This is a genomic window from uncultured Microbacterium sp. (genome assembly GCF_947489255.1).
Classification (GTDB): Bacteria; Actinomycetota; Actinomycetes; order Actinomycetales; family Microbacteriaceae; genus Microbacterium; species Microbacterium phycohabitans.
Genome location: NZ_CANLCY010000004.1, coordinates 385,524 through 407,948 on the forward strand (window position 1 = coordinate 385,524; position 22,425 = coordinate 407,948).

Here is a 22,425-nt window from a genome sequence, read left to right on the forward strand (position 1 = left end):
TGAGCTCGTCGAAGGGTCCGGGTGCGGCTCGCCCGGCTCAGCCGTTCAGTACCAGCCGGTCTGCTCCGAGTGCGCCCACGCACCGCACGGGGAGCCGTAGCGCGCGCTGATGTACGACAGACCCCACGAGATCTGCGTCGCCGCATTGGTGCGCCAGTCCAGACCGGCGGATGCCATCTTCTCGCCCGGGAGGGCCTGGGGGATCCCGTAGGCGCCGCTCCAGGGATTCAGGGCGTCGGCTCGCCACCCCGATTCGCGGTTCCACAGCGACACCAGGCAGGAGAACTGGTCGTCGCCCCACCCGTAGGAGCGGATCGCGCCCCGCGCGTGATCGCGGGCCTCGCCGGGGCTCATGATCGGGCCGGCGGGTGCCGTCGAGCCGCCGCCGGAGCCGCCGCTGTTCGAACCGCCTCCGCCGGAGCCGCCGCCGCCCGATCCGCCGCCGCTGCCTCCCGACCCTCCCGATCCGGCGCCCGAGCCGCTGCCGTCGGCAGCACCCCCGCCGGCGTTCCCGGACCCACCGCCGGATCCTCCCGACCCGTTCCCGGAGCCGCCGTTCCCGGAGCCGGTGTTGCCGGAGCCGGTGCCGCCGGAGCCGCTCGACCCCGCGCCGCCCCCGGTTGCGCCGCCGACTTCGGCGGCGTCGCGCGCGGCCTTCTCCCGCTCACGGGCCGCGCGCTCCTGGGCGGCGGTGGTCTCGCGCAGGGCCGCGAGTTGCGCATAGAGCTCGTCCAGTCGCGACTGCGCCGCCGCGACGTCGGCCGCCTCGGCATCCGCCTCGGTCCGGGCTGCGGCGGCGGTGGTCTGCGCCTCGGTCGCCAGTCGGGTCGCCTCTGTGCGCGCCACCTCGGCCTGTGTGCGCAGCGAGGTCGCGACATCCGCGGCCGAGCGGGCGTCGCCCGCGGTGCGCGCGCTGACCGCGGTGACGTGGTCGAGCAGACCGAGCCGCTGCAGCAGCGAATCGGGATCGGCCCCGGTGAGCAGCTGCGCCACCAGGGGGCCCGAACAGATCGTGCGATAGAGCCGTGCCGCGCTCGCTCCGGCTCGGCTGCTCGCCTGCGACAGGGCGGCGTCGGCGGCCGCGCTCTGCTGGGTCAGGGTCTGGGCGCGAGCGGCGGTCGCCTCCGCGAGCCGACGCGTGCGTTCGGCGGCGGCCGATGCATCCAGCGCGCGCCGGGAGGCGGAGGCGGCCTCGGCCTCGGCGGCATCCAGTTGATCTTTCAGCGCGGCCACGGCCGACTCGTCGGCGGCGGCGGAACGCGGGCTCGCCACGGCCGAGGTGACGGCGGCGGACGCCGGGAACGGCACGAGGGCGGCGCCCACGACCAGGCACGCCGCGAGCGTGTGACTGGTGAGACGCGTGAGACCCATGTGGTCACGCTAGAGCACGAAAGCGTGGCGCGACCACCCCGGGGAGTCGTCGCTGGTAGGGTAGAGCGCGAATGCCGTGTTGGCATCCGCTCAAATACATATGAGCTCACGGAGCAGGCCGGCAGACGCTGGTCCCCTGTGGTGGACTCCCCGTCGGAACGCCGGGTGGTCGTCTACTGGTGGCCAGTCGCCGGGATTTCCGGGTCGATTCGTCGGCGCGCCCTTTCTGCCTGTTCCTGCTCCTTCGCATGTCAGCTCGTCGCCCATACGGGGCGGCGAGCCTAAACAAAGAAGGAGGGACCTCTTGGAAGGTCCAGAAATCACCGCCGCTGAAGCCGTTCTCGACAACGGCCGTTTCGGCACCCGTACCGTCCGCTTCGAGACCGGTCGCCTCGCTCAGCAGGCCCAGGGCGCCGTCGCCGCCTACCTCGACGAAGAGACCATGCTCCTGTCGGCCACCAGCGCCGGCAAGCACCCGCGTGAAGGCTTCGACTTCTTCCCGCTGACCGTCGACGTCGAGGAGCGCTCGTACGCCGCGGGCAAGATCCCCGGCTCGTTCTTCCGCCGCGAGGGTCGCCCCTCCACCGAGGCCATCCTCGTGTGCCGCCTCATCGACCGTCCGCTGCGCCCCTCGTTCGTCGAGGGTCTGCGCAACGAGGTCCAGATCGTCGTGACCGTGCTCTCGATCGCGCCCGGCGAGTTCTACGACGCCCTCGCGATCAACGCCGCGTCGATGTCGACCCAGATCTCGGGTCTGCCGTTCTCGGGTCCGATCGCGGGTGTCCGCCTCGCGCTCATCCCCGGTCAGGGCGAGCACGCCGACCAGTGGGTCGCGTTCCCCAAGGCCGAGCAGCTCGAGGATGCCGTCTTCGACCTGATCGTCGCGGGCCGCGTGCTCGACGACGGCGACGTCGCCATCATGATGGTGGAGGCCGAGGCCACCGAGGGCAGCTGGAACCTCATCAAGGGCGGCGCGACCAAGCCCAACGAGCAGGTCGTCGCCGAGGGCCTCGAGGCCGCCAAGCCCTTCCTGCGTCAGCTCGTCGACGCGCAGAACGAGGTCGCCCGCAGCGCCTCGAAGGAGATCCAGTCGTTCCCCGTCTTCCCGGCCTACAGCCAGGAGACCTACGACTTCGTCGCCGGCCGCGCGTACGACCGCCTCGTGCCGGTGTACCAGATCGCCGACAAGCAGGAGCGCCAGAACGCCGATGACGAGGTCAAGTCCTCGGTCAAGGAGCAGCTGCTCGCCGCCGTCGAGTCGGGCGAACTGCCCGCCGTCGCGACGCTGGAGTTCAGCGCCGCCTACAAGTCGGTCACCAAGACGATCGTGCGCGGTCGCATCCTCGCCGAGGGCGTGCGCATGGACGGCCGCGGCCTGGCCGACATCCGTCCGCTCGACGCCGAGGTGCAGGTCATCCCGCGCGTGCACGGTTCGGCGATCTTCCAGCGCGGCGAGACCCAGATCCTGGGCGTCACCACGCTGAACATGCTCAAGATGGAGCAGCAGATCGACTCGCTGTCGCCCATCACGAGCAAGCGCTACCTGCACCACTACAACTTCCCGCCCTACTCGACCGGTGAGACCGGCCGTGTCGGCAGCCCGAAGCGTCGCGAGATCGGTCACGGCTTCCTGGCCGAGCGCGCGCTCGTTCCGGTGCTCCCCAGCCGCGAGGAGTTCCCCTACGCGATCCGTCAGGTCTCCGAGGCCCTCGGCTCCAACGGCTCCACCTCGATGGGCTCCGTTTGCGCCTCGACCCTGTCGCTGCTGAACGCGGGTGTGCCCCTTCGCGCCCCCGTCGCCGGTATCGCCATGGGCCTGGTCACCGATGAGGTCGACGGCCAGACGCGCTACGCCGCACTGACCGACATCCTCGGCGCCGAAGACGCCCTCGGCGACATGGACTTCAAGGTCGCGGGTACGTCGGAGTTCATCACGGCGATCCAGCTCGACACCAAGCTCGACGGCATCCCGTCGTCGGTGCTGGCCGCAGCCCTCACCCAGGCCAAGGAGGCTCGTCTGACGATCCTCAACGTCCTGAACGCCGCGATCGACGCTCCCGACGAGATGGCGCCCACCGCGCCTCGCGTCATCAGCGTGCAGATCCCGGTCGACAAGATCGGTGAGCTCATCGGACCCAAGGGCAAGACGATCAACTCCATCCAGGACGAGACCGGCGCCCAGATCTCGATCGAGGACGACGGCACCGTCTACATCGGTGCGACCGACGGCCCCTCGGCCGAGGCCGCCCGCGCCCAGGTGAACGCGATCGCCAACCCGACCAACCCCGAGGTCGGCGAGCAGTTCCTCGGCACGGTCGTCAAGATCGCGACCTTCGGTGCGTTCGTTTCGCTGCTTCCCGGCAAGGACGGCCTGCTGCACGTCAGCGAGGTCCGCAAGCTCGCCGGTGGCAAGCGCGTCGAGAACGTCGAAGACGTGCTCTCGGTCGGTCGCAAGATCCTCGTGCGCATCACGAAGATCGACGACCGCGGCAAGCTGTCGCTCGAGCCCGTGCTCGACGAGGAGGCGACCACGCCCGAGCCCGCCGACACGCAGAGCTCGGCCGCCGCGAGCGAGGGCCCCGAGGCTCCCGCCGAAGGCTGATCCCTTCCTCCTCGGATGCCCGTCCCGCCTCGTGCGGGGCGGGCATCCGTCGTGTGACAGGAGTGGCCAGCGAGGCTGATGGGGCTGCGCCCCGCTCAAGCGTTACGCAATGTTTATCGCCGTGCCGGGTGAAACTGCGGCCCCGTCCGGGGGAACGCATACCCTCGAAGTACGTCGGGGGGCGAGGGTGTGCGGCACATCCGCACCGATTCCCGGCGCGAGAGGGGAGCCCACCATGAGCGGCTCGGGCGTCGACGAGACGGCCTCGCCGCGCCTGCGTCGGGATCGCGCCCCGCATCCGTCCGCCCCCATCACGCTCCAGGGACCGGGCCTCGGCTCGCACGTGCGCGTTCCGCTCGGCGAGACGGGTTTCGACGTCTTCCCGCTCTTCCTCGGCGGCGGCGAGTTCGGGTGGAACGTCGATGCCGCCGCGAGCCACGAGATCCTCGACGCGTACGCCGAACTCGGCGGCAACGCCGTGCACACCGCCGACAGCTACGCCGCCGGCCGCAGCGAATACATCATCGGGGCGTGGATGCGTTCCCGACGCGTGCGCGACGACACGGTCCTGACCGTGCGCATCGGCGGGCACCCCGACAATCCCGGCCTCGACTCGGTGAACCTCGTCCGCGCGGTCGAGGCGTCGCTCACGCGCCTGGGCACCGACCGCATCGACGTGCTCTCGCTCGACGCGGCACGCGGCGACACGGCGATGCTGGAGGACACCCTCGCGACGAGCGAGTGGCTCGTCGATTCCGGCAAAGTGCGCGCGATCGGCGCCCATGGCTACACCGCCGCCCAGCTCGTGGAGGCGCGCATCCTGTCCTCGGCCGGGTACCCCCGGATCACCGTGCTCGACGTGCCCTACAACGTGCTGCGGCGCTCGGAGTTCGACGGCGACGTGCGTCTGATCGCGTCGGCCCAGAACATGGCGGTGACCCCGTCGCATCCTCTCGCCCACGGATTCCTCGCGGGCGAGACGCGCACGCGCGGCCAATCGACGCAGTCGGTGCGCGGCTTCCAGGTCGCGGCCCACCTGAACCGGCGCGGATCGCGCGTCCTGCGCGCCCTCGACGCCGTCGGCAACGAACTCGGCATCCCGGATGCCGCGGTGGCGGTCGCGTGGCTGCTCGCGCAGAAGATCATCACGGCGCCCATCGTCAACGCCTTCGCCCCGCGTCACGTGATGGAGTGCATGCGGGCCGTGGGCGTGCGGCTCAGCCGCTCGCAGCTGTCGGATATCGCCCGCGCGGCCGAGTGAGGGCCGCCCCCTGCGGAGCGTGACGTAGGCTGGGAGGACCGGCCGGGGGACGGCAGATCGACAACGGGGTGAGCTGACGTGACGCACTACATCTACCTGGTGCGCCATGGCGAGCACCAGGATGCCGAGCATGGACTCACCGACGGCCCTCTGTCGCCGCGGGGTCAGCGCCAGGCCGCGTTGCTCGCCGACCGCCTGTCGGGCCTTCCCCTCGACGCGGTGTGGCACTCGCCCCTCGAGCGGGCCGCGCAGACGGCGCGCGCCGTCGCCGACCGCCTTCCGTCGGTGGCGCCGGAGTCATCGGCGCTGTTGTTCGACTGCGTCCCGACCGGGATGACGCCCGAGACACCCGCCGCCTACGAGCCCTTCTTCGGCTCGGTGACCGAGGCCGAGATCGACGCGGGACGCGCGCAGATGGCCGACGCGACCGCCGAGTTCCTCGCCCGCAAGGCGGGGGAGGTGCACGAGCTGGTCATCACCCACAACTTCGTCATCTCGTGGTTCGTGCGCGAGGTGCTGCAGGCTCCCGACTGGCGCTGGATGACGATCAACCAGGCGTACTGCGGTCTCACGGTCATCGCGCAGAAGAAGGGTCGCCCCTGGACGCTGTTGTCGCACAACGACCTCGCGCACCTGCCGGTCGAGCTGCGCACCGGACTGGTCGACCCGCTGCCCGTGTGATGCCGCTACCCGCGTGATGCCGCTGCCCGTCTGATCCGGATGCCGCCCGCGCGGCGCGTCTGTGGACGGCGCCGGACCGGCGGGGCCGCCGACGCCTAGGCTGGAGGCATGACCACACGCGTTGCCATCGTGGGCGGAACCGGCAAGCTCGGCGGAGTGATCCGCGAGGTCGTCGAGGGCGAAGACGGATACGAGGTCGCCGCCGTGCTGGGCTCGCAGTCCGACCTCGCCGAGCTCGACGGGGCCGACCTCGTGGTCGACGCCTCGACGCCGGCGGTGTCCATCGACGTCGTCCGCGCCGCGATCGATCGGGGCGTCAACGTGCTCGTCGGCACGTCGGGGTGGTCCAACGAGCGCATCGCCCTCGTGCGTCCGCTCGCCGAGGCGGCCGGCACGGGCGTCGTGTTCATCCCCAACTTCTCGCTCGGGTCGGTGATCGGCAGCGCGCTGGCGGCCGCCGCGGCCCCGTTCTTCCCGTCGATCGAGATCGTCGAGGCCCACCGCGACACGAAGGTCGACTCGCCCAGCGGCACCGCGGTGCGCACGGCCGAGCTCATCGCCGCGGCCCGCGCCGACGTCGGGCCCGTCGAGTCGCCGCACGTCGATCAGCGCGCTCGCGGACAGCGCGTGGCATCCGTCCCCATCCACTCGCTGCGTCGTCCGGGCGTCGTCGCCCGCCAGGAGACCGTGCTCTCGGGCGCGGGGGAATCGCTGACCATCGTGCACGACACGATCGACCCGACAACGGCGTACGCGCCCGGGATCCGCATCGCCCTCGCGGCGGCGCGCGCGGCACGGGGCGTCACCATCGGTCTCGACAGCTTCATCGACATCGGCGTGCGCACGCGGCCGGTCGAGACCGGCGCGCCCGTCTCCGACGGCGACGTCTCGGGTCAGGTCGCGAGCGCGACGAGCGCATGAGGGTCCGCATCGCCGTCGCCGTCATGACGGTGCTGCTCCTGCTCTACGTCGTTCTGGCGGGGCAGCGGGCGCTCGTCCTGCTCTCCAGCGGAGAGACCGTCGGCGTCGTGATGGGCGTCGCGCTGCTCGTCCTTCCCCTCCTGGCCCTCTGGGCGATCGGCCGCGAGCTGTGGTTCGGGGTTCGGGCGCAGCAGATCGGTGAGAGGCTCGACGCCGAGGGCGGTCTGCCCGACGAAGACCTCCCCGTGCGGCCGAGCGGTCGCATCGAACGCGCCGACGGCGACGCGCTGTTCCCGCGCTATCGGGCAGACGTCGAGGCGGACCCCGCCGATTGGCGGGCCCGTTACCGTCTCGCGCTGGCCTACGACGCCGCGGGCGACCGGCGACGCGCGCGTGACGCGGTGCGCACCGCGATACGTCTCGAGGCGGAGGAGCGACGCGGGCGCTGACTCCGTGCCGTCGTCGCCCCGCCGCCTCGTCGTCAGCCGGCTGCGGGCACGGCCGACGCGACCGCGTCTTCGACCGTGCGGTGAGTGAAGGAGAAGCCGGTCTCGTTCAGGACCGTCGGCTTCACATCGGCGTCGGAGGTGAGCAGTGCCTCGGTGGCATCCGTTCCGAGGGCGAGCTTGACGCCCCAGATCGGCGCGCGCAGAACAAAGGGACGGTTCATGCGCCGCGCCAGGGCGAAGCCGAGGTCGTTCGCCGTCGCGCGGGTCGGACCGGTCAGGTTGACGGGACCGTCGATGTCGGAGTCGATCACGTGACGGATCGCACGCACCTCGTCGTCGAGCGAGATCCACGGCCACACCTGGGTCCCGCGTCCGATGGGCCCCGAGATGCCGAGCTTGGTGAGGAGCAGGAGCGGTTTGAGCACGCCCTGTTCGTGCACGACGGGAGCGGTGCGCAGGAGGGCGACGCGGGCTTTGTCGCCGGCATCGCGGGCGGCCGCTTCCCAGTCCACGCAGATGTCGACGAGCAGGCCTCTTCCGCGCGGTGAGGACTCGGTGAGCTCGACGCCCGGCTGAGAGCCGTAGAAGCCGGTCGCGCTCGCGTTGACGAGCGCCGGAGCGTCGTCGCCGAGAGCGCGGACGGCGGCGGCCAGCGTGCGCGTCGGCGTCACCCGCGACCACAGCAGCGTCGACTTGTACGACGGGGTCCACGGGAAGTGGCCGATCGAGGCGCCGTTGAGGCACACCACCGCGTCGGCCCCGGCGATGACGTCGGGGTCGAGAGGAGCGGCATCCTGCAGCCACTGCCGCTCGTGCGGTGCCGAGGGGGCGTGACGCACGAGCGAGACGACCTCGACGCCGTCGTTGCGCAGGGAGTCCGCGAGCGCCGAGCCGATGAGGCCCGACGCGCCGGCGATGACGACGCGTCGGGCCGGGGTCTCAGGCAAGCGTCGCCTCGAGGGTGATGTCGATACCGGCGAGCGCCTGCGACACGGGGCAGTTCGCCTTGGCGTCGGCGGCGATCTTCTGGAAGGTGGCGTCGTCGAGGTCGGGGACGACGGCGTTGACGTTGAGGTGGCTGCCGGTGATGCCGGTGCCGGGCTTGAAGGTGATCGACGCGGTCGTGTCGACCGACGTGGGCGGGGTGCCGTTGTCGGCGAGGGCGTTCGACAGCGCCATGCTGAAGCACGCCGAGTGGGCGCCCGCGAGCAGCTCCTCGGGCGTGGTGACCGAGCTCGAGCCCTCGCTGCGAGCCTTCCAGTTGACGTCGAACGTGCCGATGCCCGACGAGGTGAACGTGACCTCGCCCGATCCCTCGAACAGGCTGCCCTTCCAGGCGGTGTTGGCTTCGCTCGTGACGGCCATGGGGAACCTCCGTTGATCCGGCGCGGTCGGTGGTGACCGCGACGCGGCCAGCCTAACGAGGCGTTCCGACGACGCGCGGGACTTGACAGCCCCGTCTCACGAACCGCTCAGGCGGTGGCGGGCCCGCGGCGGCCGAGCAGTCCCGCGCGCTGGAGGACGAGGTACAGCTGGCACCCGAGGCACAGCCCGAAGACGGCGTTCAGGAACGCGGCGACGAAGGCCATCGCTGCCGCGATCGGCAGGGCCCAGGGCACACCGGCGAGGTGCAGGAGCAGCCCCACGGCGGAGACGAACAGCCCCACGCCCTGCGCGAAGCGCGGCGGGCGCGGATCCTCGAAGTCGGTCGGCGGAGCCAGCCGAGGCTGCACGACCCGGCGGTAGAGCACGCTCCACGGCGCGGTGCGAGGAGCGACGACGCCCCAGACGAACAGCAGCGCGACGACGAGGAGCAGCAGGAAGCCCGGATCGGCCGCGCGCTCCGCGAGTGAGGCCTGGGCGAGCGCCGAGGTCGTCCCGACGAACGTCCGACCCGATGCCGGCTGGGTGGCGGAGAACGCCACCTCGGTGCGCGTCGAGAGGCCGATCAGGCTCAGCAGCGTCGCGACGAGCAGCAGAACGGCGGTGATGGATGCCGCGAACCGGGGGCCGCGGGCGTCGATGCGCGAGACGTCAGGCACGGGCGGCCTCCTTCTGAAGGGTGTCCAGTTCGAGTTCGATGACTGCACGTCCGGGCGTTCCACCGAAGCGCGTGCGCACGACGCCACGGCGATCGAGAACGAGGGTGGTGGGCGTCTGCAGCACGCGGAAGTGCTGAGCGATGTCGGGGCGGTGCGTGAGGTCGACGTCGAGATGACGCACGCCGTCACGGCTGTCGGCGACCTCGCCGAGCATGCGGTGCACACCCGGGCAGCGCGTGCACATCTCGGTGCTGAACTGCAGCAGAGTCGCTTCCTCGCCCAGAGCGTCGGCGCCCAGACGGCGCGGATCGACGACCTCGGCCGAATCGACGATGCGCGCGCGGCCGTCGCGGCGGCGCAGGAGGAGGCCCGCGGCCGTCGCCACCACGACGAGAGCCGCGATCGAGAGGAGGGCGATGGTCAGGTTCACGACGGTCAACGGTAGTGCGCCGTGAGGGGCCGCGGGCCGATGAGTCCTCGCATGACGCTCCCGCTCAGCGTTCTCACGGGCGGGGCTCAGCGGCATCCGGTCGGCCCGGGAGGAGCGGGAACCTCCTCCCCAGGGTGCGCCCCCGCGGGACAGGTGTGGACGAGCGGCGGAGCGGGGGTCCACGCGGGTATCGTGAAGCGCGTGATCGCCGACACCCCGACGCCCTACGAAGACCTGCTCCGCGACGTCCTCGAGCGGGGCGTGCACAAGTCCGATCGCACCGGTACGGGCACCACGAGCGTGTTCGGCCGGCAGATCCGGTTCGACCTCGCCGAGGGCTTCCCCCTGGTGACGACCAAGCGCGTTCACCTCAAGTCGATCGTGTACGAACTGCTGTGGTTCCTGCGCGGCGAGTCCAACGTCTCGTGGCTGCAGCAGAACGGCGTCTCGATCTGGGACGAGTGGGCCGACGCCGACGGCGAGCTGGGCCCGGTCTACGGGGTGCAGTGGCGCTCCTGGCCGACGGCCGACGGCGGCACCATCGACCAGATCGCCCAGGTCGTCGAGCAGATCCGTCGCGATCCCGACTCGCGGCGGCTGATCGTGTCGGCGTGGAACCCGGCCGACATCCCCGACATGGCCCTCGCCCCGTGCCACGCGCTCTTCCAGTTCTACGTGGCCGACGGCAAGCTGTCGTGCCAGCTCTACCAGCGCAGCGCCGACATGTTCCTCGGCGTCCCCTTCAACATCGCGTCCTACGCTCTGCTGACGATGATGATCGCGCAGCAGACGGGCCTCGAGCCGGGCGAGTTCGTCTGGACCGGCGGCGACTGCCACATCTACGACAACCACCGCGAGCAGGTGGCCGAGCAGCTCACGCGAGAGGCGTACCCCGCTCCCGTGCTGCGGTTCGCTCGCACCCCCGACTCGATCTTCGACTACACCTACGACGACATCGTCGTCGAGGGCTATCAGCACCACCCCGCCATCCGCGCGGCCGTCGCCGTATGACCTCGGTCGGTCTGGTCTGGGCCGAGGCCCTCGAGGGCGTCATCGGGGCGGACGGCGGGATGCCGTGGCACGTGCCCGAAGACATGGCGCACTTCCGCGAGATCACGGGGTCGCACGACGTGATCATGGGCCGGCGCACCTGGGAGTCGCTGCCCCCGCGGTTCCGTCCGCTCCCGGGGCGGCGGAACATCGTGGTGACGCGATCCGACGCGTGGGCCGCCGAGGGGGCGGAGCGCGCCGGGTCGCTCGACGAGGCTCTCGAGCTGGCCGGCGATGGTGAGGTCTGGGTCATCGGGGGCGGCATGCTCTACGCCGAGGCGGTGGACCGCGCCGACGTCCTCGAGGTGACGCGTCTCGACCTCGCCGTCGAGGGCGACACCCGAGCGCCCTCCACCCGGGGGTGGCGGCAGGTCGCCGCCGACCCCGTCGAGGGGTGGCGCACGTCGCGCAGCGGCATCCGGTACCGCTTCGAGACGTACCGGCGAGGAGACTGACATGGCGCGGACCGCGGTGATCACGGGCGCGAGCTCGGGCCTCGGAGCCGAGTTCGTCCGACAGCTCGCCGCGCGCGGAGCCGACGTCGTTCTCGTCGCCCGCGACGAGGCGGCGCTCGAGGCCATCGCCGCCGAGGTGCGCGAACGTCACGGCGTCACGGCCGAGGTGGTCGTCGCCGACCTCCTCGAGCCCGACGCCCTCGCCCGCGTCGAGGAGCGCCTCCGCGCCGGCGACATCGACGTGCTCGTCAACAACGCGGGGTTCGGGCTCGACCTCGCCTTCGAGAAGAACGACGTCGATGCCGAGGTGCGCCACCTGCGACTGCACGTGGAGGCCGCGATGCGGCTCACGCACGCGGCGCTGACCCCCATGCTGTCGCGGGGGAGCGGCCGCATCGTCAACGTCGCCTCCGTCGCCGGGTTCGTCCCGCGGGGGACCTACGGCGCCGCGAAGGGGTGGCTCATCTCGTTCAGCCGGTGGGCGAACGTCGTGTACGGGCCGCGCGGGGTGACCGTGACGGCCGTGTGCCCGGGCTTCGTGCACACCGACTTCCATGCGCGACTCGGCCTCCCGCCCGGGCAGGAGGGCGTTCCCGACCGCCTGTGGCTCGACGCGGCCACCGTCGTGCGCGAGGGTCTGCGCGACGCCGCGCGGGGTCGTTCGGTGTCGGTGCCGTCGTGGCGGTACAAGCTGCTGGTCGCCGGCTCGCGCCTGCTGCCCGACGCGGTGCTCGTGCGCGCGGCGTCGCGCGGGCGCTGACCCGACCAGGCCGGAGGCGACGGCGGCCCCGCCGCGGGCCCGGCGCGACCGCCGCGGGTGCGGCGCCGCGCGGGCGCTCCACATGCATCCGCGTCAGCGGAACCGCCCGAGCCGGATCCCGGCGAACGCGAGGGCGGCGATCGTCTCCCCGTCGGTGATCCCGCCCGCAGCGATCGACGCGAGAGCGTCGGCGAACGGGAGCCATCGCACGGCGTCGATCCCCTCCTCGTGCTGCGAGTGCGTGGCATCCGTCATCGACAGGCCGCGGGCGAGGAAGACGTGCTCGGGGGCCTCGGCGATGCCGTTGAGGGCGTTCATCGTTCCGAGGTCGTGCCACTCGGATGCCGTCACCCCGGCCTCCTCGAGGAGCTCGCGCTGCGCCGCGACGAGAGGATCCTCCCCGTCGGACCCGCCCGCGGGGATCTCGAGCGAACGCCCGGTCGTGTACCGCTCGAGCTCCACGAAGCAGACGCGCTCGTCGTCGTCGAGAGCGACGACGAAGACCGCGGGGTTCTGCATGCGCACGACGCCGTAGATGCCGTCGCCGTGCGGCCCGGTCACCTCGTCCTCCCGAACGTGGATCCAGGGATTCTCGTACACGGTGCGCGTCGCGCGGGTCGTCCAGGCCATGCGCTCACCCTAGGACGCCCCCGCCGTCACGCATTGTTCACACCGACCGCGGTGGACGCCGGGGGAGGGGGCCCTCGAACCGATAACCTGGGAGCATGACGCACTCCGGCAATCCCTTCGGTCAGGTGCTCGTCGCGCTCATCACTCCGATGACCGCCGACGGCGAAGTCGATTGGCCCGCCACCGAGAAGCACATCGACGACGTCATCACCGCGGGAGCCGACGGCATCGTCGTCACGGGCACCACGGGCGAGACCTCGACCCTGACCGACCCCGAGAAGCTCCGGCTCGTCGAAGTCGGCAAGAGCGTCTCCGCCGGTCGCGCCAAGATCATCACGGGCGGTGGCTCGAACGAGACCGCGCACGCGATCGAGCTCTACAAGGCGAGCGAGAAGGCCGGCGCCGACGGCATCATGATCGTCACGCCCTACTACAACAAGCCCACGCAGGCCGGCATCCTGACCCATTTCCGTCTCGTCGCCGACGCCACCGACCTGCCGGTGATCCTCTACGACATCCCCGGTCGCACCGGCGTGCCCATCAAGTACGAGACCATCCTGCGCCTCGCGAAGCACCCCAACATCCTCGCCATCAAAGACGCCAAGGGCGACTTCAGCGAGGTCAGCCGCGTGCTCAACCAGACCGACCTGATGTACTTCTCCGGTGACGACGCCAACGTCCTGCCCCACCTGTCGATCGGCGCCTCGGGGCTCATCGGCGTGACGGCGAACATCGCCGCCGCGCCCTACCGCACCATCGTGGATGCCGTGAACGCGGGCGATCTGGCGTCGGCCACCGCCGCGCACAAGGGCCTCGAGCCGCTCGTGCGGGCGGTCATGACGCACGTCCCCGGCACCGTCGCGGCGAAGTACATCCTGCACGGCCTCGGCCGCATCGGCAGCCCCCGCGTCCGCCTGCCCCTCGTCGGGCCGGAGGAGTGGGAAGCCGCCGTCATCGAAGACGAACTGGCCCTCGTGAAGAACGTGGCCGGCGCCGACTTCTCCAACTTCCGCCCCGACCGCAACGCGGCCGCCGGCGGCGCGCTGCCGAAGGTGCACGGCACGACGAGATAAGCATCGGCGTCCGCCGAACCGCGGCCTGGGCGCCACGAGAAGGATGCCGCGAAACGGCATCCGACACGAAGATGGATGCCGCGAGGCGGCATCCGAGGAGGCTCACATGCCCACTACCCCGTTCGACCCGCCCGCGCTCGCCGCGGGCACCCTCCGCGTCATCCCGCTCGGCGGCCTCGGCGAGGTCGGTCGCAACATGACCGTCTTCGAGTACGACGGCAAGCTGCTCGTCGTCGACTGCGGCGTCCTCTTCCCCGAGGAGCACCAGCCCGGCGTCGACCTGATCCTGCCCGACTTCGAGCCGATCAGACACCGACTCGACGACATCGTCGGCGTTGTGCTGACGCACGGCCACGAGGACCACATCGGCGCCGTTCCGTATCTGCTCAAGCTCAAGGGCGACATCCCCCTCATCGGTTCGGGTCTCACGCTCGCCCTCATCGAGGCGAAGCTCAAGGAGCACCGCATCCGGCCCTACACGCTCACGGTGAAGGAGGGCCAGCGCGAGCAGGTCGGCCCCTTCGACCTCGAGTTCGTCGCGGTCAACCACTCGATCCCCGATGCCCTCGCCGTCGCCATCCGCACGCCCGCGGGTCTGGTTCTCGCCACCGGCGACTTCAAGATGGACCAGCTGCCGCTCGACGGCCGCATCACCGACCTCCGCGCCTTCGCGCGGCTCGGTGAAGAGGGCGTCGACCTGTTCCTGGTGGACTCCACCAACGCGGACGTGCCCGGGTTCACGCCCACCGAGCGGGGCATCGGGCCGGTGCTCGACCAGGTGATCGCCAAGGCGCCGCGTCGCGTCGTGGTCGCGAGCTTCTCCAGCCACGTGCACCGCGTGCAGCAGGTGCTCGACGCCGCGCACGCCAACGGTCGCCGCGTGGCCCTGCTCGGGCGCAGCATGGTGCGCAACATGGGCATCGCCGCCGACCTCGGCTACCTGAACGTGCCCGACGGTGTGCTCATCGACTACAAGAAGGCGCGCGATCTGCCCGACGACAAGATCGTCTACATGTCGACCGGCTCGCAGGGCGAGCCGATGGCCGTGCTCAGCCGCATGGCCAACCTCGACCACGCGATCGAGCCGGGCGAGGGCGACACGATCATCCTGGCATCCAGCCAGATCCCCGGGAACGAGAACGCCATCTACCGCGTGATCGACGGGCTCACCAAGCTCGGTGCGACCGTGGTGCACAAGGGCAACGCGAAGGTGCACGTCTCGGGCCACGCCGCGGCGGGCGAGTTGCTGTACTGCTACAACATCCTGAAGCCGAAGAACGTGCTGCCCGTGCACGGCGAGTACCGCCACCTCATGGCGAACGCCAAGCTCGCCCGCGAGACCGGCATCCCGGAGAAGAACACCATCCTCGGCGAGAACGGCACGGTCGTCGATCTGCGCGACGGCGTCGCCGAGGTCGTCGGCCAGGTCGACATCGGCTTCGTGTACGTCGACGGCTCGTCGGTGGGCGAGATCACGGATGCCGACCTCAAGGATCGTCGCATCCTCGGCGAGGAGGGCTTCATCTCGGTCATCGTCGTCGTCGATTCGGCGACGGGCAGGATCGTGTCCGGGCCCGAGATCCACGCGCGCGGCGTCGCGGAGGACGACAAGGTCTTCGACAGTGTCAAGCCGAAGATCGCCGCGGCACTCGCCGAGGCGGCGAAGTCGGGCGTGCGCGACAACCACGCCCTGTCGCAGGTCGTGCGTCGCACGATCGGACGCTGGGTCAACCAGTCGCTGCGTCGTCGGCCCATGATCGTGCCGATGGTCATCGAGGCCTGAGCATCGGGGAGCGCCGCGGGGATCGCCCCGTGGCGCTCCGCCGTTCCCAGGGTGCCCTCGGCGGCGGCGGGTCCTTCGGGGTGCGGGTGCGGGCTCCTGGGCGGGGTGCCGTCCGCGGTGGTGCCGTCCGCCGGGGCGTGGATGCCGGTCGCGGGGCGCCGGGGCGGTCGTCACGATCGCACGGCGAGGTCGCTCGCTCGCTATCATGCGGGCATGCCCGGTGTCCCGATCCGTGCGGCTGTCCGTTCCGACGGCGCCTTCCTCGCCGACATGACCGTCGAGGCCGCCAACTGGCGCGCCGGCGGAGCCCGCCCCCGCCACGAGGTGCTGAGCAGTCCCGACCATCGCCGTTACATCGCCGGGTGGCAGCGCCCGGGGGATGCGGGTTTCGTGGCCGAATCGCCGACGGGTGAGGCGGTCGGCGCCGCCTGGTACCGCATGCTGCCGCGCGACGAGCCCGGGTTCGGGTGGATCGGCACGGGCGTGCCGGAGCTCATCATCGGCGTACGGCCCGTCTGGCGCTCGCACGGAACGGGGCGTGCCCTGCTGCAACGGCTCGTCGACCACGCGCGCGGCGAGGGATACGCCCGCATCAGCCTCAGCGTGGAGCGCGACAACTTCGCCGTGTCGCTGTACCGATCCGAGGGTTTCGCCGTCGTGCGTCGGGGCATCGGCCGCGACGTCATGGTCAAGCGCCTGCGCTGAACCCCGCGTCGGTACCTGCGAATGTCGGAGGTCGCGCCTACCGTGGAGGCATGGCTCGCACCTCGTCCCCGTCCGGCGGTCGCGCCCCCGCGAAGGGGTCGTCGCGATCGAAAGCATCGGCGCCCGCGCCGAAGCGCTACGTCGACGAGCCCGAGAAGCCTCCGGTCCTCGCACGCGCGTGGATGGCGGTGGCCCACGGCGTCGGTGGCATGTTCCGGGCGTTCGGCCCCGAGAACCTCGAACGCGATCAGCGTCGCGACGGCTTCCCGTTCTTCCTGGTCGTGCTGGCCGTCCTCGGCGCGGTCGTGGAGTGGTTCTTCATCGGCACTGAAGCGGCCGCACTGATTAGCGCCTACAGCTTCGGCGCCCTCTTCGGCCGCGTCGCCTTCGTGCTCCCCGTCCTGCTCCTCCTGCTGGCGGGCTGGCTCTTCCGGCATCCCGCCTCGGTGCACGACAACGGACGCGTCGGCATCGGATTCGGGCTGTTCATCGTGACGCTCGCCGGGTTCTGCCACGTCGCCGGCGGGCGTCCGGTCCCCAGCGAGGGCGGTCTGCCCGCCATCAGCCCGGCCGGCGGTATCGCCGGCTGGATCGTGGGGGAGCCCCTGGCCATCGCGCTCACCGACGTGGGGGCGTACATCGCGTTGTCGCTCCTGGCCGTGCTCAGCGTGCTGATCCTCACCAAAACGCCCCCCAACCGCATCGGACGTCGACTCGGCGATCTCTACGCCTGGATGTTCGGGGTAGAGCGGGCGGAGCAGTCCGATGCCACCACGAAGGTCCTCCCCGTCGACGACGCCGACGACGACCCCGCGGAGAAGTCGTTGCCCTGGTGGCGACGCAACAAGTCGGGCCGCGAAGAAGACACCGACGGCTCCCTCGGCTCCGACGACCTCACGACGCTGCTCTCGCCCGGCACGACGCAGGGCGGTTTCGAGTCGGCGGTGGTCGAACCCGAGCCCGTCGCCCCTCGTACCAAGGCGCCGACCCCGCCACCGCTCCCGCCCGCACCCGACGCCCTCACCGAGGTGTTCGATGCGAGCGCGCTCGCCGGTGCCGTCTCGGGCCGCGGCCTGCGCGACGACTCGCCGATCGATCTGGGCGGCGACGACGACCTGCCGGGCATCTCGGGGCTCGGCGGCGACAGTGCGGGCGCCCCGCCCGCCGCGAACTACCGCCTGCCCGCCGTCACGGCGCTGGCGACCGGGACGCCCCCCAAGGCCCGCTCCGCGGCGAACGACGCGGTGGTCGCCGCCATCGAGAGCGTGATGGAGCAGTTCAAGGTCGACGCGCGCGTGACCGGGTTCTCGCGCGGTCCGACCGTGACGCAGTACGAGATCGAGGTCGGGCCCGGGGTCAAGGTCGAGCGCATCACCGCCCTGACCAACAACATCGCCTACGCCGTCGCCTCCAACGAGGTGCGCATCCTCGCTCCGATCCCCGGCAAGAGCGCGATCGGTGTCGAGATCCCGAACGCCGACCGCGAGATCGTGACCCTCGGCGACATCCTCCGATCGGATGCCGCGACCTCGTCGACGCATCCGATGACCATCGGAGTGGGCAAAGACGTCGGTGGCGGCTTCGTCGTCGCCAACCTGGCGAAGATGCCCCACCTGCTCGTCGCCGGTTCGACGGGGTCCGGTAAGTCGAGCTTCGTCAACTCGATGATCACCAGCCTGCTGATGCGCGCCAAGCCGTCCGATGTGCGCATGGTGCTCATCGACCCCAAGCGCGTCGAGCTCACGTCCTACGCGGGCGTGCCTCACCTCATCACCCCGATCATCACGAACCCCAAGAAGGCCGCCGAGGCGCTGCAGTGGGTCGTGAAAGAGATGGACATGCGCTACGACGACCTCGCGTCGTTCGGGTTCCGTCACATCGACGACTTCAACAGGGCCGTCGTCGCGGGGGAGATCCAGCTGCCGGCCGGCAGTGAACGGGTGCTCAAGCCCTACCCCTACCTGCTGGTGGTCGTCGACGAGCTCGCCGACCTCATGATGGTCGCTCCCCGCGACGTGGAGGACTCGATCGTCCGCATCACCCAGCTCGCCCGCGCGAGCGGCATCCACCTCGTCCTGGCGACGCAGCGCCCGTCGGTCGACGTCGTGACGGGTCTGATCAAGGCGAACGTCCCGTCGCGACTCGCCTTCGCCGTGACGAGCGTCACGGACTCCCGCGTCATCCTCGACCAGCCGGGGGCCGACCGGCTCATCGGCCAGGGCGACGGCCTGTTCCTGCCCATGGGGGCGTCGAAGGCCGTGCGCGTCCAGGGCGCGTGGGTGAGCGAGCAGGAGATCGAGAAGGTCGTCGCGCACGTCACGCAGCAGGCTCGTCCCGAGTACCGCGCCGATGTGCAGGCGGCCGCGGAGAAGAAAGAAATCGACGCCGACATCGGCGACGATCTCGAGCTCCTCCTGGCTGCGGCAGAGCTCGTGGTGTCGACGCAGTTCGGATCGACCTCCATGTTGCAGCGCAAGCTCCGCGTCGGCTTCGCGAAGGCGGGTCGCCTCATGGACCTGCTGGAGTCGCGCGAGATCGTCGGCCCCTCCGAGGGGTCCAAGGCCCGCGACGTCCTGGTCACGAACGAGCAGCTGCCCGCCGTCCTCGCGCGCCTGCGCGGTGACGAGGCGCCCGAGGCGCCGGCGGCCCCGGCCGACGATGATCGGTACGGCGAGGATCCGATCGAGGCGCAGTACGAAGGGCTCCCCGTCGTCGAAGACGACGAGGGCTCCGAAGACGCCTGGCAGCTGACGGGACGCGACTGATGGCCGTGCACCCGCAGCTCCCCAACGCGATCACGATCGTGCGCATCCTGTGCGCGCCGGTGTTCCTGTGGTTGCTGCTGGCCGACGAGGGTCAGGGCGGTGCGCTCCGCTGGACCGCCGCCGTCCTGTTCATCGTCGCCATCGCCACGGACGGCGTCGACGGGTACATCGCCCGGCGGTACGAGATCGTCAGCGACCTCGGCAAGCTCCTCGATCCGATCGCCGACAAAGCCCTCACGGGCGTGGCGTTCGTCGGGCTGTCGATCCTCGGTGAACTGCCCTGGTGGGTGACGATCGTCGTGCTGGTCCGCGAGATCGGCATCACGATCTACCGGTTCATCGTCGTGAGCAACCACGTGCTCGCCGCGGCGTGGATGGGCAAGCTCAAGACCGTCTTCCAGGCCGTCGCCCTCTCGATCGCCCTCATCCCGTTCGCCGGTCTGTCGGATGCGGGCGCCTGGCAGAGCACCGTCTGGTGGGTCTCGGTCATCACCATGACGATCGCCGTCATCCTGACGATCGCTTCCGGCATCGACTACGTCGTGACCGAAGTCCGTGCCGCGCGCCGGAGTCGGGGCCGTCGATGATCGACGGCGTGCCCGACGACCTCGACGAGACGCTCGTCCGCGATCCTCGCGAGAGTGCAGCGGTGCTGCTGGACAGGCTCGCCGAACTGGGGTGGACCATCGCCGTCGCGGAGTCGCTCACCGGGGGTCTCGTCGTCGCTTCGCTGGTCGACGTTCCGGGTGCGTCGCGCGTGGTACGCGGGGGAGTGGTCGCCTACGCGACCGATCTCAAGCACAGCGTGCTCGGGGTCGATCAGACTCTGCTCGACGCGCACGGTGCCGTCCATCCCCGCGTCGCCCGCCAGATGGCGCGCGGAGTGCGGGATGCCCTGGGAGCGGACGGCGTTCCGGCCGACGTCGGTGTCGCGACGACCGGAGTCGCCGGTCCCGACGAGCAGGACGGGCAGCCCGTCGGCACGGTGCACATCGCGGTGTCCACGCCGCTGGGCACCCGGGTCGACTCGCTCGTGATCGCGGGAGATCGCGATCGCATCCGCCGGGAGAGCACTCATCTGGCCATCCGGCGCGTCCTCGCCGCTCTGTGATTCCTCGGCCGTGGAGCATCGACGCCGAGTGCGGGAACAAATGATCGCACACTCCGGTTTCGTCCAGCGATTCCCATCCGGTGCACAGCGCGCGGCATTAGGGTGACCACAGATGGTGTTCTACAGTTGCTCATCCGGGCAGCGACGGAATCAGCAGTGAGGAGGGCCCCAAAATGATCCTGGTTCGTCAAGAGATCGGCGAAGTCCTGCGTGACCTCCGCCAGCAGAAGGGCCGTACCCTCCGCCAGGTCGCCAGTCGCGCAAGCGTCGCGCTCGGCTATCTCAGCGAGGTCGAGCGCGGTCAGAAGGAAGCCTCGAGCGAGATCCTCGCGTCGGTGGCTGAAGCGCTCGACGTGCCCATCTCGACCATCATGCGTCAGGTGGGCGATCGGCTGTCCGTGCTCGAGGGCCTGCAGTCCTTCCCCGACGTCGTACCCGACGACCTGGTCGCCGCGGTCGAGCCCGAGCTGTCTTTGCGCTGACGACGCGTCCGCATGCGTCGCAGTGAATTCGATCGCGCCGTCGCCGATGAGTTCGGCGCTCGTGGCGGGTCTCTCCTGACCGACCTCGTGTTGTCGGCCGTGGGTGGACGCACGAGCGTCGATGCACTCGCGGCCGGCGTCGACCCCCGCGAGGTGTGGCTGGCGCTCTGCGCCGAGACCGACGTGCCCGAGAACCGTCGTTACGGCGTCGGCCGGCTCGAACCGCGTCGCTCCTGACGCGGGTCGAGGAGCGCCGCGCGCGGTCTCGAGCGTGACGCGGGCGATCCGGGCGGCGAGTCGTTTCGTCTTCGGCTCTCGCGGTTGAATTCACGGCGTGTCATCGAATCTACGTTCGATTCGGGCGTAGGCTCCTGCACAACGAGGTTCGTGGACCGTTCATCCACAGAAGGACCATCTTCCGACTCCAATGTCGGAGGCCCTCTCTAACGTGGTGAACGTCGAACGACACTCTGAACGCCTTGTCGGGTACCCCCATCGTCGGTGGGAGACGCGACAGCCTATAGGCGACCGGAACGCGAGCAGAAAGAAGACGTCATGCCCTCACCCGCAGAGCGCGAAAAGGCCCTTGAATCGGCCCTGGCGCAGATCGACCGGCAGTTCGGAAAGGGCTCGGTCATGCGACTGGGCAGCGACGATCGCGCCCCGATCGAGACCATCCCCACCGGCTCCGTCGCCCTCGACGTGGCCCTCGGCATCGGCGGCCTGCCTCGTGGCCGCATCATCGAGATCTACGGACCGGAGTCGTCGGGTAAGACGACGCTGACGCTCCACGCCATCGCCAATGCGCAGCGTGCCGGTGGCATCGCCGCATTCATCGACGCCGAGCACGCGCTCGACCCCGAGTACGCCAAGAAGCTCGGCGTCGACATCGACGCCCTGCTCGTGTCGCAGCCCGACACGGGTGAGCAGGCGCTCGAGATCGCCGACATGCTGATCCGTTCCGGGGCGATCGACCTCGTCGTCATCGACTCCGTCGCCGCCCTCGTGCCCGAGGCCGAGATCAAGGGCGAGATGGGCGACTCTCACGTCGGTCTCCAGGCGCGCCTCATGTCGCAGGCGCTCCGCAAGCTGACGGGTGGTCTGAACACCACCAAGACGACGGCGATCTTCATCAACCAGCTGCGCGAGAAGATCGGTGTCTTCTTCGGTTCTCCCGAGACGACGGCGGGTGGAAAGGCGCTGAAGTTCTACGCCTCCGTGCGCCTCGACATCCGTCGTATCGAAACGTTGAAAGACGGCACCGAGGCGGTCGGTAACCGCACCCGCGTGAAGGTCGTCAAGAACAAGATGGCCCCGCCGTTCAAGCAGGCCGAGTTCGACATCCTCTACGGCGTGGGCATTTCGCGAGAGGGCAGCCTGATCGATTTCGGCGTCGAGCACGCCATCGTGAAGAAGTCCGGCGCGTGGTACACCTACGAGGGCGAGCAGCTCGGGCAGGGCAAGGAGAACGCCCGCAACTTCCTCATCAAGAACCCCGATGTCGCGGCCGAGATCGAGTCGAAGATCAAGTCCAAGCTCGGTATCGGTGGAGCACCTCCGGTGGCCGCACCCGCCGACGACGAGCTGGCCCAGCGCCGCCCGGCCTGATGAGCGTCGACGCACGGGGCCCCGTTCGTCCGCCTCGATCAGGCGACGACGACGGACGGGTGCCCTCGGCGTCGGAGTCCGCGGAATCGCCACGGGCCCGTGACACCGGCGGACGGCACGTGTCCAGAGCCGACGAGGGGGAGGAGCGCACGGGCAGCGCTGCCTCGAACGGCGCGACCGATGCGCGCGCGGCCCGGACGGCCCCGTTGCGCGCCGTCGACGCGGATCTCGCGCCGGTCATCCCGC

Annotated in this window: 23 protein-coding genes; 17 read left to right on the top strand and 6 right to left on the bottom strand. The window is 70.6% G+C overall.

The features are described from left to right. Nucleotides 1–45 precede the first annotated feature (45 nt). A complete protein-coding gene (locus Q0818_RS12200; protein WP_298875115.1) occupies nucleotides 46–1,371 on the bottom strand; it encodes a hypothetical protein in 1,326 nt (441 codons plus the stop codon). Between the two features lie 304 nt (nucleotides 1,372–1,675). Between Q0818_RS12200 and Q0818_RS12205 the strand changes: the two genes are divergently transcribed. From Q0818_RS12205 to Q0818_RS12225, 5 genes are all read left to right on the top strand, one after another. Then, nucleotides 1,676–3,973: a polyribonucleotide nucleotidyltransferase gene (locus Q0818_RS12205; protein ID WP_298875118.1), complete on the top strand. Its 2,298-nt coding sequence runs from the start codon at nucleotides 1,676–1,678 to the stop codon at nucleotides 3,971–3,973. 235 nt (nucleotides 3,974–4,208) lie between these two features. Next, nucleotides 4,209–5,234, top strand: coding sequence for an aldo/keto reductase (locus tag Q0818_RS12210; RefSeq protein ID WP_298875120.1), 1,026 nt, complete (start codon nucleotides 4,209–4,211; stop codon nucleotides 5,232–5,234). A gap of 78 nt (nucleotides 5,235–5,312) precedes the next feature. Then, nucleotides 5,313–5,915, top strand: a complete 603-nt coding sequence (locus Q0818_RS12215) for a histidine phosphatase family protein (protein ID WP_298875122.1) — start codon at nucleotides 5,313–5,315, stop codon at nucleotides 5,913–5,915. 108 nt (nucleotides 5,916–6,023) lie between these two features. Continuing rightward, entirely contained in the window at nucleotides 6,024–6,836 is an 813-nt protein-coding gene (gene dapB, locus Q0818_RS12220) for a 4-hydroxy-tetrahydrodipicolinate reductase (protein ID WP_298875125.1), read from the top strand. Further along, complete coding sequence (locus tag Q0818_RS12225) at nucleotides 6,833–7,285, top strand: hypothetical protein (protein ID WP_298875128.1); 453 nt, start codon at nucleotides 6,833–6,835, stop codon at nucleotides 7,283–7,285. The genes dapB and Q0818_RS12225 overlap by 4 nt, the downstream gene beginning before the upstream one ends. Nucleotides 7,286–7,317: 32 nt before the next feature. Here the strand turns inward: Q0818_RS12225 and Q0818_RS12230 are convergent, their stop codons facing one another. The 4 genes from Q0818_RS12230 to Q0818_RS12245 form a co-directional block, all read right to left on the bottom strand. Beyond that, nucleotides 7,318–8,232: a TIGR01777 family oxidoreductase gene (locus Q0818_RS12230; RefSeq protein WP_298875131.1), complete on the bottom strand. Its 915-nt coding sequence runs from the start codon at nucleotides 8,230–8,232 to the stop codon at nucleotides 7,318–7,320. Then, the gene (locus tag Q0818_RS12235; RefSeq protein ID WP_298875133.1) at nucleotides 8,225–8,650 is read right to left on the bottom strand and encodes an OsmC family peroxiredoxin; all 426 of its coding nucleotides are present in this window, start codon (nucleotides 8,648–8,650) and stop codon (nucleotides 8,225–8,227) included. The genes Q0818_RS12230 and Q0818_RS12235 overlap by 8 nt, the downstream gene beginning before the upstream one ends. 107 nt (nucleotides 8,651–8,757) lie before the next feature. After that, nucleotides 8,758–9,327 carry a DUF4395 domain-containing protein gene (locus tag Q0818_RS12240; protein WP_298875137.1) on the bottom strand — a complete coding sequence of 190 codons (570 nt, stop codon included), beginning with the start codon at nucleotides 9,325–9,327 and terminating at the stop codon, nucleotides 8,758–8,760. After that, the gene (locus tag Q0818_RS12245; protein WP_298875140.1) at nucleotides 9,320–9,757 is read right to left on the bottom strand and encodes a thioredoxin family protein; all 438 of its coding nucleotides are present in this window, start codon (nucleotides 9,755–9,757) and stop codon (nucleotides 9,320–9,322) included. The genes Q0818_RS12240 and Q0818_RS12245 overlap by 8 nt, the downstream gene beginning before the upstream one ends. A gap of 204 nt (nucleotides 9,758–9,961) precedes the next feature. On the opposite strand from Q0818_RS12245, the gene Q0818_RS12250 reads away from it, so the two are divergent. From Q0818_RS12250 to Q0818_RS12260, 3 genes are read left to right on the top strand one after another with little or no spacing between them, the layout of a single operon-like run. Beyond that, complete coding sequence (locus tag Q0818_RS12250) at nucleotides 9,962–10,768, top strand: thymidylate synthase (protein ID WP_298875769.1); 807 nt, start codon at nucleotides 9,962–9,964, stop codon at nucleotides 10,766–10,768. Next, on the top strand, nucleotides 10,765–11,262 hold the full coding sequence (locus Q0818_RS12255; RefSeq protein ID WP_298875143.1) for a dihydrofolate reductase: 498 nt from the start codon (nucleotides 10,765–10,767) through the stop codon (nucleotides 11,260–11,262). Before Q0818_RS12250 ends, Q0818_RS12255 begins: the two co-directional genes overlap by 4 nt. 1 nt (nucleotide 11,263) lies before the next feature. Next, on the top strand, nucleotides 11,264–12,022 hold the full coding sequence (locus Q0818_RS12260) for an SDR family NAD(P)-dependent oxidoreductase (protein WP_298875146.1): 759 nt from the start codon (nucleotides 11,264–11,266) through the stop codon (nucleotides 12,020–12,022). Between the two features lie 93 nt (nucleotides 12,023–12,115). Here Q0818_RS12260 and Q0818_RS12265 read toward each other — a convergent pair whose 3' ends face one another. Beyond that, nucleotides 12,116–12,652 (bottom strand): NUDIX hydrolase, encoded by a 537-nt coding sequence (locus Q0818_RS12265; RefSeq protein ID WP_298875149.1) that lies wholly within the window; start codon nucleotides 12,650–12,652, stop codon nucleotides 12,116–12,118. A 95-nt stretch (nucleotides 12,653–12,747) separates the two neighbouring features. On the opposite strand from Q0818_RS12265, the gene dapA reads away from it, so the two are divergent. From dapA to recA, 9 genes are all read left to right on the top strand, one after another. Next, nucleotides 12,748–13,725 carry a 4-hydroxy-tetrahydrodipicolinate synthase gene (dapA, locus tag Q0818_RS12270; protein WP_058232286.1) on the top strand — a complete coding sequence of 326 codons (978 nt, stop codon included), beginning with the start codon at nucleotides 12,748–12,750 and terminating at the stop codon, nucleotides 13,723–13,725. A gap of 106 nt (nucleotides 13,726–13,831) precedes the next feature. Beyond that, nucleotides 13,832–15,508 carry a ribonuclease J gene (locus Q0818_RS12275; RefSeq protein WP_298875156.1) on the top strand — a complete coding sequence of 559 codons (1,677 nt, stop codon included), beginning with the start codon at nucleotides 13,832–13,834 and terminating at the stop codon, nucleotides 15,506–15,508. A 213-nt stretch (nucleotides 15,509–15,721) separates the two neighbouring features. Then, nucleotides 15,722–16,213 (top strand): GNAT family N-acetyltransferase, encoded by a 492-nt coding sequence (locus tag Q0818_RS12280; RefSeq protein WP_298875160.1) that lies wholly within the window; start codon nucleotides 15,722–15,724, stop codon nucleotides 16,211–16,213. A gap of 50 nt (nucleotides 16,214–16,263) precedes the next feature. Continuing rightward, a complete protein-coding gene (locus tag Q0818_RS12285) occupies nucleotides 16,264–18,978 on the top strand; it encodes a DNA translocase FtsK (protein ID WP_298875163.1) in 2,715 nt (904 codons plus the stop codon). Further along, the gene (gene pgsA, locus Q0818_RS12290) at nucleotides 18,978–19,565 is read left to right on the top strand and encodes a CDP-diacylglycerol--glycerol-3-phosphate 3-phosphatidyltransferase (protein ID WP_298875166.1); all 588 of its coding nucleotides are present in this window, start codon (nucleotides 18,978–18,980) and stop codon (nucleotides 19,563–19,565) included. The genes Q0818_RS12285 and pgsA overlap by 1 nt, the downstream gene beginning before the upstream one ends. Next, nucleotides 19,562–20,089: a CinA family protein gene (locus tag Q0818_RS12295; protein WP_298875169.1), complete on the top strand. Its 528-nt coding sequence runs from the start codon at nucleotides 19,562–19,564 to the stop codon at nucleotides 20,087–20,089. Before pgsA ends, Q0818_RS12295 begins: the two co-directional genes overlap by 4 nt. A 173-nt stretch (nucleotides 20,090–20,262) precedes the next feature. Beyond that, nucleotides 20,263–20,571, top strand: coding sequence for a helix-turn-helix transcriptional regulator (locus tag Q0818_RS12300; RefSeq protein ID WP_298875173.1), 309 nt, complete (start codon nucleotides 20,263–20,265; stop codon nucleotides 20,569–20,571). Nucleotides 20,572–20,583: 12 nt separating this feature from the next. Continuing rightward, nucleotides 20,584–20,808 carry a DUF3046 domain-containing protein gene (locus Q0818_RS12305; RefSeq protein ID WP_076674742.1) on the top strand — a complete coding sequence of 75 codons (225 nt, stop codon included), beginning with the start codon at nucleotides 20,584–20,586 and terminating at the stop codon, nucleotides 20,806–20,808. Nucleotides 20,809–21,126: 318 nt separating this feature from the next. Continuing rightward, the gene (recA, locus tag Q0818_RS12310; protein WP_298875181.1) at nucleotides 21,127–22,179 is read left to right on the top strand and encodes a recombinase RecA; all 1,053 of its coding nucleotides are present in this window, start codon (nucleotides 21,127–21,129) and stop codon (nucleotides 22,177–22,179) included. Nucleotides 22,180–22,425 lie beyond the last annotated feature (246 nt).

Coding starts and splice junctions, on each gene's coding strand:
- Q0818_RS12285 (WP_298875163.1), top strand. CDS start 16,264: ATGGCTCGCACCTCGTCCCCGTCCGGCGGTCGCGCCCCCGCGAAGGGG.
- Q0818_RS12265 (WP_298875149.1), bottom strand. CDS start 12,652: ATGGCCTGGACGACCCGCGCGACGCGCACCGTGTACGAGAATCCCTGG.
- dapB (WP_298875125.1), top strand. CDS start 6,024: ATGACCACACGCGTTGCCATCGTGGGCGGAACCGGCAAGCTCGGCGGA.
- dapA (WP_058232286.1), top strand. CDS start 12,748: ATGACGCACTCCGGCAATCCCTTCGGTCAGGTGCTCGTCGCGCTCATC.
- Q0818_RS12280 (WP_298875160.1), top strand. CDS start 15,722: ATGCCCGGTGTCCCGATCCGTGCGGCTGTCCGTTCCGACGGCGCCTTC.
- Q0818_RS12200 (WP_298875115.1), bottom strand. CDS start 1,371: ATGGGTCTCACGCGTCTCACCAGTCACACGCTCGCGGCGTGCCTGGTC.
- Q0818_RS12260 (WP_298875146.1), top strand. CDS start 11,264: ATGGCGCGGACCGCGGTGATCACGGGCGCGAGCTCGGGCCTCGGAGCC.
- Q0818_RS12210 (WP_298875120.1), top strand. CDS start 4,209: ATGAGCGGCTCGGGCGTCGACGAGACGGCCTCGCCGCGCCTGCGTCGG.
- pgsA (WP_298875166.1), top strand. CDS start 18,978: ATGGCCGTGCACCCGCAGCTCCCCAACGCGATCACGATCGTGCGCATC.
- Q0818_RS12255 (WP_298875143.1), top strand. CDS start 10,765: ATGACCTCGGTCGGTCTGGTCTGGGCCGAGGCCCTCGAGGGCGTCATC.
- recA (WP_298875181.1), top strand. CDS start 21,127: ATGCCCTCACCCGCAGAGCGCGAAAAGGCCCTTGAATCGGCCCTGGCG.
- Q0818_RS12225 (WP_298875128.1), top strand. CDS start 6,833: ATGAGGGTCCGCATCGCCGTCGCCGTCATGACGGTGCTGCTCCTGCTC.
- Q0818_RS12295 (WP_298875169.1), top strand. CDS start 19,562: ATGATCGACGGCGTGCCCGACGACCTCGACGAGACGCTCGTCCGCGAT.
- Q0818_RS12275 (WP_298875156.1), top strand. CDS start 13,832: ATGCCCACTACCCCGTTCGACCCGCCCGCGCTCGCCGCGGGCACCCTC.
- Q0818_RS12300 (WP_298875173.1), top strand. CDS start 20,263: ATGATCCTGGTTCGTCAAGAGATCGGCGAAGTCCTGCGTGACCTCCGC.
- Q0818_RS12305 (WP_076674742.1), top strand. CDS start 20,584: ATGCGTCGCAGTGAATTCGATCGCGCCGTCGCCGATGAGTTCGGCGCT.
- Q0818_RS12235 (WP_298875133.1), bottom strand. CDS start 8,650: ATGGCCGTCACGAGCGAAGCCAACACCGCCTGGAAGGGCAGCCTGTTC.